Source organism: Virgibacillus sp. AGTR (assembly GCF_016919725.2).
GTDB lineage: Bacteria > Bacillota > Bacilli > Bacillales > Amphibacillaceae > Virgibacillus > Virgibacillus salarius.
Genome location: NZ_JAJERH010000010.1, coordinates 62,228 through 74,071 on the forward strand (window position 1 = coordinate 62,228; position 11,844 = coordinate 74,071).

Genomic DNA, 11,844 nt, shown 5'->3' on the forward strand with positions numbered 1-11,844 from the left:
CGAAATGGACCAAGCTAACCCTCTTGTTCCAAGAGTTTATATTTTCATTAGGCACTTGCTAATAAGCGAATGCCTTCTTTTTTGATATGAAGCGCTGAATTATAATCTCTATCGAGATTTAGCCCACACGAACAAGCGTATGTTCTAATTTCTATAGGCATTGGTTGGGTATTTCCGCAACTCGAACAAGTTTTGGTAGATGGGAACCATTTATCAATATCCTTTGATTTTCAATCTATTTTTTTACTACTTCAATAGGCGAACCGCCAGTTGTCAACAAACCAAAACTTCTTGACCAAAACATTTCTTTCCATAACTTTTTACGAACAGGAGGAAAATCCCTCTTGCTAAGTCTTGAACTGGCACTTTTATAGGCATTGATGAATTTCGATCATTCACTGTTGGGTTGTGCTTTGAACAAAAAAGGAAAAAAGCCTTTGGGCTGTCGCCCAACCGAAATTCATCTCCCCCCTTACCGTTGGGCTCCGCCCTTCACACGCTTGAAGATGGAGACTTCTTTCGGAAGTACGTTAAAATACGCTTCGCCAGTTTTATTTCATAGATATTTTATGTTGATCTGAATCCCTTGCGTGTCTTATAACCGGAAAGCATGCATATCCAGATCCCTGTTCAAATTCTCGAAATAGTTTCTTCTCTTCACTCTTCGAGGGAACGACCTTCTTAAAATCATTATATACAGTCAATAATACAGTACGGTCAACGTTTTTTTCATATGCTTGTTCGACCAGTGAAAAGAATTGAACCACCTGTATTACTTCCTCCTTCGTCCAGGTTTCATCAATAGGATAATGATAACTCATGCCACGACCCCTTTCAGCATCAAGCTTTTATGTTTTGATAAGTCTCTTTCTATAACTATCTGGAAGATATTCTTCTCTGTGTCTGCTTCGCTCATTGCAGCAATCTGCTAACTCACTAGCATTCCCTACCGATAAATCAGCAAAAGCCGAATGAGCTAATCTCTTTGAAAGATTGGGTTTTTAATGTTTTTTAATGTTTAATTGCTAAAAACCTTTTCTAAATAATTATATCAATAACTATTTCTTCTATTTTAGCATTTATTCTTGTTGAACGACTAGTATTTATGGTTGTCTTTTGCTATAATACTTTCGATATTTTAGTCTGACATCATAGAGAGGTGTTCCTATTGGATGAACAGCATCATACACCATTATTTACCGGTGTATTAGAACATATTAACAAAAATCCTATCCCCTTCCATATACCAGGTCATAAACAAGGAAGGGCTGCTGATGATACATTTCGTACGTTCTTAGGCGAGAATGCCTTTAAGATGGATTTAATTAATATTACACCTTTAGATGATCTACATCATCCACAAGGAATTATTAAGCATGCTCAAGAACTAGCTGCCAAAGCATTTGGTGCGGAGCACACCTTTTTTTCTGTGCAAGGAACAAGCGGTGCTATTATGGCAATGGTAATGAGCGTCTGTGGCCCTGGTGATAAAATAATTGTACCCAGAAATGTCCATAAATCTGTAACAGCTGCCATTATTTTTTCTGGTGCTATACCTGTTTTTATTCATCCAGAATTAGATAAAGTATTAGGTATTTCTCATGGAATTACGCCAACTTCTATTGAGCAAGCTCTTGAAGCACACCCGGAAGCTAAGGCGGTTTTGGTTATTAACCCTACCTATTTTGGTATTGCAGCAGACTTAGAAGAAATTGTAAAGATGGTACATTCATATCGTATACCTGTTTTAGTTGATGAGGCACATGGAGTACATATTCATTTCCATGATGACTTACCAATATCTGCCATGCAGGCTGGAGCTGACCTTGCCGCTACAAGTGTTCATAAATTAGGAGGATCATTAACCCAGAGTTCGATTTTAAACCTTCAAGGTACGCTTATTTCACATGAACGAGTACAAACAGTTATATCAATGCTAACAACGACTTCTACTTCCTATTTACTGTTAGCTTCTTTAGATACTGCAAGAAAACAATTAGCTACTAAAGGGAAAGAGCTCCTAACCAAAACGATAGAACTTGCCAACTATGCCAGAATTCAAATCAACAGCCTAGCTTATCTTTATTGTGCTGGCTCTGAATTATTAGGATCAGAAGCAATAAATCAATATGATCCGACTAAGTTAATCATTTCCGTGAAAGATTTAGGAATTACCGGTTATGAAGCTGAACTATTTTTAAGGGAAAAGCATGCGATAGAAGTAGAACTTTCCGATCTCTATAATGTATTATGCATCATTACCCCTGCCGATTCTCTTTCTTCCATTAGTAAATTAATGGAGGGGCTAAATCATCTAGAAAAAGTTAAGAAACAATCTGTAACGGATGTACAAGTTACCGTACCCGATATTCCCATCCTTGCTTTAGCACCTAGAGATGCATTTTATGCAGAGACAGAAACCGTCTTATTTCAGGAGGCAGCAGGTAGAATCAGCGCAGAATCCATTATGATCTATCCACCAGGGATTCCTATATTTATACCTGGAGAGATCATTACGAATGAAAATATCTCTTATATTCAAAAGAATATTGATGCTGGACTACCTGTACAAGGACTTCTAGATGAAACACTTGAAACGATCCAGGTAATTAAGGAATATAAGCCGTTTAAATGATTTTAAACTAATAACCAGTTTAACCATAATAGCAAACAATTTTTTATACTCTCTATCCACATTCCACATAAATTAGCCTATAATCATATTTTTAAATCCCATAATTGTACACAAAAAGATAGCTAGCCCTAATGAGAGCTAGCTATCTTTAATAGGTATATATTAACTTTATTATTTATTTTCACGGCAAGTCGGACAAGTACCATATAAAGTGGTAACTTTCTCTTCATCATAATGTTCAATGACTTTTTGACAATCTTGGCAAACAACTGTGCCCATTTGGCCCAACTCCTTTTTAATGAATTGTGATAGCGTATTCATATTATAATATGTCATATTAAAAAAATCAACCTTAAAATAGTATGACACATTTAATAATTAATCCAAATTAAAAACCGCTACTTTTCGCAGCGGTTGTAGATTACAGTATTATAATGTTTTGATTAGATGAGGATCAACCATTTCATAGCCCTTATCTCTCAACCCATTCACAATATTCTCTAATGCCTCGTTTGTCCATTCACGGTCATGCATCAATAAATTAGCGCCGGGTTTGAGCAGTGAATAATCAACCCCTACTTCAGGCCCCTCACCTGTTATCATTGCCGTGGTCAATTTCTTTGCATCCATATAAGGCTTAAAATAATCATATCCATATGTCCAATTCATTAGGACCATTCCTTCATCTTTTACAACCTGTTTTGAATGCTCCGTGTTAGACCCATGCGGTGCTCGAAAAAATAATGGTTTTTCGCCAATTATTTCTTCAATTTGATCACTAACTCTCACTATTTCTTTCGTTTGCTCTTCATCCGTTAAATCTTTTAAATTTGGGTGACTGTATGTATGATTACCAATTACAAATCCCATTTCATGAATTTGTTTTAGCATATCTCTTTGCTCTGGTGTCTCTAAGAAGTGTCCATTTACAAAAAAGATAGCATTTACATCTAACTTTTTTAAAGTGTTTGCCATTTCCAAAGCATGTTTATCAGGTACATCATCAATGGTTAATAAGACTACTTTTTCATTCGTATCTTCACCCAAAGGTACAACTGATGAATCATCCGCTATTTCATACATAGGCTCGGTTTGATCTTCCTCTTTGTTTTTTATGACCTCGGCATTTGAATCTTTGCCCTCTAATTCTCCACTGCTTTCTTTGTCGGTAGAATCGGTTGAATGATCCTGTTCTTGCTCTGGTTGTTGCATCGCTTCATTTGCACCACATCCAGCAAGCAGAAAAAGTCCTATCGCGATTATAAGTGTTATGAATGATGTCTTCATCAGATCGTCCCCTTGTTTAGTTTATTATTCTGTCACCTATATTATAGCCTCCATAAAATGCACTGACAATATGAGTAATATACCATTTCCTATAAAGTGAAAGTTTAAACACACTACGAATTGGGTAAGAAAATATATGGTATGATCCTCTTTGACAAGGGAATAGTAAAAGCATGAGGTGTGAGATTTGCCTCAGACCTTTACTATATGTTTTAATACACTAAGTGCGCCTACTACATAAGATCAAAGAAATTTTAAATAGAAAGGACAATTTTTGTGAAAAAAGTAACACGCGTATTTTATATCTCAGCTATTATCGCATTATTGTTTATTATTTGGGGCATTATCCCGAAAGATATATTGCCTAATGGAAATTTGGATAATGTAACGTCAATTATTCAAGGCTTTTTGGTAGATAAATTTGGATGGTTTTACTTATTAAGTGCAACTGCATTTCTAGGATTTGCGATCTACCTTATTTTTTCAAAATATGGAAACATCAAGTTAGGTCGACCAGGTGATAAGCCAGAATATAGTTATTTAACATGGTTTGCTATGCTTTTTAGTGCCGGTATGGGAATTGGACTTGTTTTCTGGGGTGCAGCAGAGCCTATTTCCCACTTTCATAACCCTCCATTTGGAGAAGCAGAAACGAATGATGCAGCTAAAGCAGCAATGCAATATAGCTTTTTCCACTGGGGATTTCATCCATGGGCAATCTATGCAACGATTGCATTAGCACTAGCTTATTTCAAATTCCGAAAACAGGCTCCAGGTGTGGTTAGTGCCATACTAGAGCCGCTATTTGGTGATCGCATTAAGGGTGGATGGGGTACCGCCGTAGATTTCATTGTTGTATTCGCAACTATTTTTGGTGTTTCAACCTCCCTTGGACTTGGCGCCATTCAAATTAGTGGTGGTCTTTCCTTTGTAACGGGTATTGAATCAACAATAACCTTGCAGTTAATTATTATTGCTATTGTTACAGTATTATACATGACTTCAGCTATGACAGGTTTAAACAGAGGAATTAAATATTTAAGTAATGCAAATCTAATGCTCGCATTATTATTAATGCTTTTCGTATTATTCTTAGGGCCAACGAATTTTATCATGAACTTTTTCACGACAACTCTAGGAAGTTATTTACAGAACCTTCCTAGCATGAGCTTAAGAATGACTCCATTCAACGAAGAAAATGCAGAATGGATTAATGGCTGGACCATTTTTTATTGGGCATGGTGGATTGCTTGGGCCCCATTTGTAGGAACATTTATCGCTAGGGTTTCCCGCGGTAGAACGATACGTGAATTTGTTTTAGGCGTCCTGCTCGTACCAACTATATTCGGAGCACTTTGGTTTTCAGTGTTTGGTGGATCAGCCATACACTTAGAAGCGAATGCAGGTGCTAATATCATGCAATACATTGAAAGTGGCGGTGAACAATTAGCCTTGTTTGCTGTACTAGAACAATTTCCTATTGGTATCGTTATATCCATCATTGCAATTTTATTAATCTGTACATTCTTCATTACATCAGCAGATTCAGCAACTTTTGTATTAGGAATGCAAACAACAGGCGGTAGCCTAGACCCAGCTAATTCAGTAAAATTCATTTGGGGTATTATACAATCGAGTGCTGCAGCAGTACTACTTTGGCAAGGTGGATTAAATGCTTTACAAACGGCATCCATAATAGCTGCCTTTCCATTTGCCATCATAATGCTACTTGTTGTTATCTCGTTAGTTAAGTCATTTAGACAGGAAGCAAAGGAAATTGATTTAGGAAGCAAAAGAAGGGGTTAGAACCTCAGCTTGTAGAAAAAGCCTTGTGTGTTTTCTACAAGCTTTTTTTGCGCAAACAGCAATAACAACAGTTTTTTTCTTTGAAGCTACGTTTTACTTTTTCTTTTCTCATACGGAAAATCCACTTACCATCATTAGAAAGGCGGTTCAAACGAACCTGCTCTTCCTTCTCACACATGACGAGTAACAGTTTTCTGGTGCTTGTGTACATTTTGCAAGACTCGAATCCCTATTACATCTGCATTTCGTTTTATTTATAGCTTTATTACTAATCCAACAGATGCGTTTCAATCCATTAACAGTTCAATAACAAACGCTATGTTAAGCATTCTATTTGGTAAACTGATGTATATATGATTATTAAACAGGTAGGTGAGGAAAATTAGAAGCTTATTCATCCCTGTACTTGCTTTATTCCTACTGATTTTTTCATCAGGATGCCAAGCGACAAATGCAACTACAATAGACGTTATTTCATTTCAACCGAATGGTTACAATGTTATGTTTTTTACAAATAACTCGAATAGTGATTTAGAGAATATATATTTTGATGCAATTATTGAGATAAAAGCTAAATATCCATCCGCTTTTAAAGATGTACAAAAAGAGGAAAAAACGATGGACGATTTAGAAATGGGATTAAAACCTGAATCACCTTCCTTAGTTATCATGAAAAACGGGAAGACAATCGAACATTTATCTGGAGATATAGCAAAAAATGATCTCATGGATAAATTAGAGCAAATCATCAACTAATAGATGGACTGAATGCTCCTATAAGTTGTTTGAAATAGAAAAAAACTCCCCCAGAAATAGTTTATCTTCTGCGGGAGTTTTCTACTATGTCTTATAGCAAAAATAGCAGTGGTTTTACCTGTACCTGGCTTAGATAATAATAACGACTAGACTGCCAGCTAAGGAACTCTTTATGCGAATAAAAAAGGCTACCTCAGCTGTTGTGAGATAGCCTCTAATTTATATTACAGCATATGAATTGGTGTACCTAAAGCTACCTCTGCAGCTTCCATCGTAATCTCACCTAAACTAGGATGAGCATGAATAGTTAGTGCGATATCCTCTGCTGTCATTCCAGCTTCAATCGCAATACCAATTTCAGCAATCATATCACTAGCATTTGGTCCAGCGATTTGTGCCCCAATTACAAGGCCGTCTTCTTTACGAGTGATTAATTTCATAAATCCATCACTATCATTTAATGATAGCGCACGACCATTAGCAGCAAATGGGAATTTAGCAGCTTTTACATCGTAACCAGCATCTTTTGCTTCTTGTTCAGTATAACCAACTGATGCTAATTCTGGATCAGAGAATACAACTGCAGGCATACCTATATAATCAATCTCTGATTTTTCTCCACTAATTGCCTCCGCAGCAACCTTACCTTCATAAGATGCTTTATGAGCAAGTGGCATACCTTCTACAATGTCACCGATAGCATAGATATTATCTATGTTTGTGCGACATTGTTTATCAATTTTTATTAGACCACGATCATTCATTTCAATACCTACTTGTTCTAGACCAAGCTCTTGGGTATTAGGACGACGACCAACTGTTACTAATACATAATCTGCTTCAATGGTTTCCTCTTTACCATTAACTTCATAGGATACTTTTACGCCATCTTTGGTTTCTTCAACACCTTTAGCCATAGCTTCTGTGATGATATTTACACCTTTTTTCTTCAGACGTTTTTTCACAACTTGCTTCATTTGTTTTTCGAAGCCACCGAGAATATCCTTTGTACCTTCAAGTACTGTTATTTCAGTACCAAAATTAGCATACGCTGTACCAAGTTCAGTTCCAATATATCCTCCACCGATAACGACCATTTTCTCTGGAATTTCTTTAAGGTTTAAGGCACCCGTAGAATCCAATACACGTTCAGAGAATTTAAATGTTGGAATTTCAATTGGTGTAGAGCCTGTTGCAATAATACAGTTATTAAAGGTATATGTTTGAGAGTTTTTCTCATCCATAACTTTTGCTGTATTTTTATCCACAAAGTAAACTTCACCTTTGATAATATCTACTTTGTTACCTTTTAACAGACCTTCTACTCCTGATGTTAATTTATTAACAACAGTACCCTTCCATTCTTGGACTTTAGTAAAATCTACAGTTACGTTCTCTGTTTTAATACCTAACTGTTCATTTCCATAAGCATGTTCTGTTAAATGTCCTGCTTGAATTAATGCTTTTGATGGGATACACCCAACATTTAAGCAAACTCCCCCGAGGTTACCTTTTTCAACAATTGTAACTTTTTGACCTAATTGTGCAGCTCGAATGGCAGCAACATAGCCACCTGGTCCAGCTCCAACAACTAACGTATCTACTTCAATTGGGAAATCTCCTACAACCATAACCTACGCCTCCATCATAATTAATTGTGGATCGCTTAATAATCGCTTAATTTGATTTAGCGCTAACTGTGCAGTTGCACCATCAACAATGCGATGATCAAAGCTTAATGATAATGCGAGTACCGGTGCAATTACTATCTCTCCATCTCGAACAATTGGTTTATCAGCAATTCTGCCGATTCCTAGAATTATTGCCTCCGGATAATTTAATACCGGCGTAAACCATTGTCCGCCTGCAGAACCAATATTTGTAATTGTATTTGAAGCACCCTTCATCTCTTCAGGTGATAGTTTACCACTTCTAGCCTTTTCTGCCAATTCATTAATTTCTTTAGAAATAGCAAAAATAGATTTACGATCAGCATTTTTTACAACCGGAACAAGTAGTCCTTTTTCTGTATCAGCTGCAATTCCAATATTATAATAATGCTTCTGAACAATTTCATTTGTCTCATCATCCACCGCAGCATTTAAAATCGGGAATTTCTTAGAAGCAGATACAAGCGCCTTCGCTACATATGGCAAGTAAGTTAGTTTAATATCTTGCTCCGCAGCTACAGCTTTAAATTTCTTGCGATGTGCTACTAATTCTGTAACGTCAACTTCGTCCATTAACGTAACATGCGGAGCTTTCGTTTTCGAATTAACCATTGCTTTAGCAATAGCTTTTCGAATTCCACTCATCGCTTCACGTGTTTCAGGATAGTTACCTTCAGTCACAGCAGTTGTAGCCGTAGGTGCAGAAGCTTCTTTTTTCGTTTCTTTAGCTTCTTCAGAAGTTTTAGCAGGCTGATCACCGCTTAGGAAGCTATCAATATCCTCTTTTAAAATACGGCCATTTTTCCCAGAACCAGTAACCTCTGAGATATTCACATCGTTATCACGCGCATATTTTCTAACGGAAGGCATTGCGATCACTCGTTTGTCGCTACCATCATTTGTAGTATCTTGCTTTTTATCAGCTGCTGTTTCTTGTTTTTCTTCTTCTTTAGGAGCTTCTTCTTTATTATCTTCAGAAGCTGAATCTTCTGATTCATAACCTTCTGCGTCAAACGTTATTAGTACATCTCCTACAACAGCTACCGTTCCTTCATCCACATGGAGTTTTTTTACTGTACCCTCAACTGGAGAAGGGATTTCTACGACAGCTTTATCATTTTGGACTTCACACAATACATCATCTTCTTTGATGTCATCGCCCTCATTTACGAACCATTTGACAATTTCGCCTTCATGAATTCCTTCACCAATATCTGGAAGTTTAAATTCAAATGCCATTCGTATTACCTCCTATCTCTTATTAAAAATTCATTACAGTGTTTACTTTTTCTACGATGTCTTTATGGTTTGGTAACCATACTTCTTCTGCTGCTGAGAAAGAATATACTGTATCTGGAGCTGCAACACGTAATACTGGTGCTTCTAAATGTAAAATTGCACGCTCTTGAATCTCAGCTACAACATTTGCAGCAATACCTGCTTGACGCTGTGCTTCTTGGACAACAACGACACGATTTGTTTTCTTAACAGATTCGATAATGGTATCAATATCTAGAGGTGAGATCGTACGTAAGTCGATAACTTCAGCCTGTACACCATCTTTTTCTAATTCCTCTGCTGCCTTCAATGAAGCGTGTACCATGGCACCATAGGAAATAAGCGTAACATCTGTTCCCTCACGCTTAACTTCAGCCTTTCCTAAGTCGATTGTATATTCTTCCTCAGGTACTTCTCCGCGGAATGAGCGGTATAGCTTCATATGTTCTAGGAATAGCACTGGATCATTATCACGAATAGCTGAAATCAGCAAACCTTTTGCATCATATGGAGTTGAAGGAACTACTACTTTGATTCCTGGTTGTTGTGCAATTAATCCTTCTAAAGAATCAGCATGTAGCTCTGGAGTGTGTACTCCACCACCAAAAGGTGAGCGAATTGTAATTGGTGAACTATGTGATCCACCAGAACGATAGCGCATACGTGCCATTTGTCCACTAATAGAGTCCATTACTTCATATACGAAGCCGAAGAATTGAATTTCTGGTACTGGTCGATAGCCTTGTAAACCGAGTCCAATTGAAAGACCACCAATGCCAGATTCAGCTAACGGTGTATCAAACACACGATCTTCGCCAAATTCAGCTTGCAGTCCTTCAGTAGCACGGAATACGCCACCATTTTGACCAACATCTTCTCCGAACACAAGCACATTTTCATCATTTTTTAATTCTGTGCGTAATGCATCCGTGATTGCTTGAATCATTGTCATTTGTGCCATGATTTACTTCGACTCCTTTTCTTTGTATTCTTCCATTTGTTCTTGAAGGTTATATGGAAGTTCCTCATACATATTGCTAATAAAATCCGTTACTTTTTGTTTTGGATACTCATCAGCTTGCTTGATAGCTTTTTTGATCTCTTCTTTTGCTTCTTCAATTACTTTGCTTTCGTCTTCTTCAGACCATAGATTTTTACCTTCTAAGAATTTGCGGAAGCGAACAAGTGGATCTTTTTTCTCCCATTCGTTATCTAAATCATCTGTACGATAACGTGTAGGGTCATCTCCAGCCATCGTATGTGGACCATAACGATATGTTAATGTCTCAATAAGCATTGGGCCCTCACCATTAATAGCACGTTCACGAGCGTGTTTAGTTACAGCATAAACAGCAAGTACATCCATTCCATCTACTTGGATTCCTTCAATACCAGCAGCTACAGCTTTTTGTGCCAACGTTTTAGCATTTGTTTGCTTTTCAACAGGTACTGAAATCGCGAAGTAGTTATTTTGTACAAAGAAAATAGCAGGCGCTTTATATGCACCAGCAAAGTTTATTCCTTCATAAAAGTCCCCTTGTGATGTACCGCCATCACCAGTGTAAGTTACAGCAACTGCTTTCTTACCACGTTTTTTAATACCTAGAGCTACACCAGCAGTTTGTACATATTGTGCTCCAATAATAATCTGTGGACTAACTGCATTTACACCTTCAGGCATTTGATTACCATGAAAATGACCTCTTGAGAATAGGAAAGCTTGGTATAAAGGTAATCCTTGCCAGATTAATTGTGGAACATCGCGATATCCTGGTAAAAGAAAATCATCCTTTTCCAATGCAAATTGACTTCCTAATTGAGAAGCTTCTTGACCAGCAGTTGGTGCATAGAATCCTAAACGCCCTTGACGATTTAAAGCAATAGAACGCTGATCTAACACACGAGTGTATACCATTCTACGCATTAGTTCCTTTAATTCGTCATCAGATAGTTCGGGCATATCATCTTTATTGACAATCTTTCCATCTTCGTTAAGAATTTGGAACATTTCGAACTGACTTTCAACACTTTCTAATACGTGTTTCAAAATAGTTCACCTCTTCCTTTCTTTATATCCTTATTGGTATTGTCATTTCTAGCGTACCCAAAATACGAAAAAAATCTGTACTTTTTGCTATTAACTATGTACCCTTTTCCGTTTTAGATTAATCAAAGCTACTTTCACATTTATCTGTTACATAAATAAAGCAAAAATCATTAGTACAATTTCTTTTCATGTAAATTCTAGCTTAATTATTTCAGTTGGTCAAACACTTTGTTTTTATTAATTTATTTTTAAAACAGCCTAATAATGGCTAGTGATTTATATGGCATTTACCTCCCCTCTGTTATATTACATATTAAAAACTGTATTATAATCATTACCATTAAAATATTTATAACCAATGTTTC

The 11,844-nt window shown here is 36.8% G+C and carries 10 protein-coding genes and 2 pseudogenes; 3 read left to right on the forward strand and 9 right to left on the reverse strand.

Annotation, left to right across the window (positions count from 1 at the left end; genetic code table 11):
* Positions 1 to 47: 47 nt before the first annotated feature.
* From JUJ52_RS06645 to JUJ52_RS06655, 3 genes and pseudogenes are all read right to left on the reverse strand, one after another.
* Positions 48 to 218: pseudogene (locus JUJ52_RS06645) on the reverse strand (zinc ribbon domain-containing protein); the annotation flags it as partial.
* 17 nt (positions 219 to 235) lie between these two features.
* Positions 236 to 421, reverse strand: a pseudogene (locus tag JUJ52_RS06650) (transposase); the annotation flags it as partial.
* Between the two features lie 130 nt (positions 422 to 551).
* On the reverse strand, positions 552 to 821 hold the full coding sequence (locus JUJ52_RS06655; protein ID WP_026680760.1) for a UPF0223 family protein: 270 nt from the start codon (positions 819 to 821) through the stop codon (positions 552 to 554).
* Between the two features lie 347 nt (positions 822 to 1,168).
* Here JUJ52_RS06655 and JUJ52_RS06660 point away from each other — a divergent pair, with 347 nt between their 5' ends.
* On the forward strand, positions 1,169 to 2,635 hold the full coding sequence (locus tag JUJ52_RS06660) for an aminotransferase class I/II-fold pyridoxal phosphate-dependent enzyme (RefSeq protein ID WP_246484910.1): 1,467 nt from the start codon (positions 1,169 to 1,171) through the stop codon (positions 2,633 to 2,635).
* Between the two features lie 171 nt (positions 2,636 to 2,806).
* Here the strand turns inward: JUJ52_RS06660 and JUJ52_RS06665 are convergent, their stop codons facing one another.
* Positions 2,807 to 2,914: a GapA-binding peptide SR1P gene (locus JUJ52_RS06665; protein WP_080668661.1), complete on the reverse strand. Its 108-nt coding sequence runs from the start codon at positions 2,912 to 2,914 to the stop codon at positions 2,807 to 2,809.
* A gap of 150 nt (positions 2,915 to 3,064) precedes the next feature.
* Positions 3,065 to 3,922 (reverse strand): polysaccharide deacetylase family protein, encoded by an 858-nt coding sequence (locus tag JUJ52_RS06670; protein WP_026680758.1) that lies wholly within the window; start codon positions 3,920 to 3,922, stop codon positions 3,065 to 3,067.
* A gap of 276 nt (positions 3,923 to 4,198) precedes the next feature.
* Here JUJ52_RS06670 and JUJ52_RS06675 point away from each other — a divergent pair, with 276 nt between their 5' ends.
* Together JUJ52_RS06675 and JUJ52_RS06680 are read left to right on the forward strand one after the other, a co-directional pair.
* Positions 4,199 to 5,728, forward strand: a complete 1,530-nt coding sequence (locus tag JUJ52_RS06675; protein ID WP_026680757.1) for a glycine betaine uptake BCCT transporter — start codon at positions 4,199 to 4,201, stop codon at positions 5,726 to 5,728.
* Between the two features lie 372 nt (positions 5,729 to 6,100).
* The gene (locus JUJ52_RS06680) at positions 6,101 to 6,484 is read left to right on the forward strand and encodes a hypothetical protein (RefSeq protein WP_026680756.1); all 384 of its coding nucleotides are present in this window, start codon (positions 6,101 to 6,103) and stop codon (positions 6,482 to 6,484) included.
* A 224-nt stretch (positions 6,485 to 6,708) separates the two neighbouring features.
* On the opposite strand, the gene lpdA is transcribed toward JUJ52_RS06680, so the two are convergent.
* Genes lpdA through pdhA form a run of 4 tightly spaced genes read right to left on the reverse strand, consistent with a single transcriptional unit; the run spans position 6,709 to position 11,440 of the window.
* Positions 6,709 to 8,115, reverse strand: a complete 1,407-nt coding sequence (lpdA, locus tag JUJ52_RS06685; protein ID WP_026680755.1) for a dihydrolipoyl dehydrogenase — start codon at positions 8,113 to 8,115, stop codon at positions 6,709 to 6,711.
* A 3-nt stretch (positions 8,116 to 8,118) separates the two neighbouring features.
* Positions 8,119 to 9,393 carry a dihydrolipoamide acetyltransferase family protein gene (locus JUJ52_RS06690; RefSeq protein WP_121605034.1) on the reverse strand — a complete coding sequence of 425 codons (1,275 nt, stop codon included), beginning with the start codon at positions 9,391 to 9,393 and terminating at the stop codon, positions 8,119 to 8,121.
* Positions 9,394 to 9,415: 22 nt separating this feature from the next.
* Complete coding sequence (locus JUJ52_RS06695; RefSeq protein WP_026680753.1) at positions 9,416 to 10,393, reverse strand: alpha-ketoacid dehydrogenase subunit beta; 978 nt, start codon at positions 10,391 to 10,393, stop codon at positions 9,416 to 9,418.
* Positions 10,394 to 10,396: 3 nt separating this feature from the next.
* Entirely contained in the window at positions 10,397 to 11,440 is a 1,044-nt protein-coding gene (pdhA, locus tag JUJ52_RS06700) for a pyruvate dehydrogenase (acetyl-transferring) E1 component subunit alpha (RefSeq protein WP_226983656.1), read from the reverse strand.
* Positions 11,441 to 11,844: the final 404 nt, after the last annotated feature.

Bases quoted from the DNA above. Each gene is read 5' to 3' on its own strand.
- JUJ52_RS06665 (WP_080668661.1), bottom strand. From the start codon at position 2,914: ATGGGCACAGTTGTTTGCCAAGATTGTCAAAAAGTCATTGAACATTAT.
- JUJ52_RS06690 (WP_121605034.1), bottom strand. From the start codon at position 9,393: ATGGCATTTGAATTTAAACTTCCAGATATTGGTGAAGGAATTCATGAA.
- pdhA (WP_226983656.1), bottom strand. From the start codon at position 11,440: ATGTTCCAAATTCTTAACGAAGATGGAAAGATTGTCAATAAAGATGAT.
- JUJ52_RS06695 (WP_026680753.1), bottom strand. From the start codon at position 10,393: ATGGCACAAATGACAATGATTCAAGCAATCACGGATGCATTACGCACA.
- JUJ52_RS06655 (WP_026680760.1), bottom strand. From the start codon at position 821: ATGAGTTATCATTATCCTATTGATGAAACCTGGACGAAGGAGGAAGTA.
- lpdA (WP_026680755.1), bottom strand. From the start codon at position 8,115: ATGGTTGTAGGAGATTTCCCAATTGAAGTAGATACGTTAGTTGTTGGA.
- JUJ52_RS06670 (WP_026680758.1), bottom strand. From the start codon at position 3,922: ATGAAGACATCATTCATAACACTTATAATCGCGATAGGACTTTTTCTG.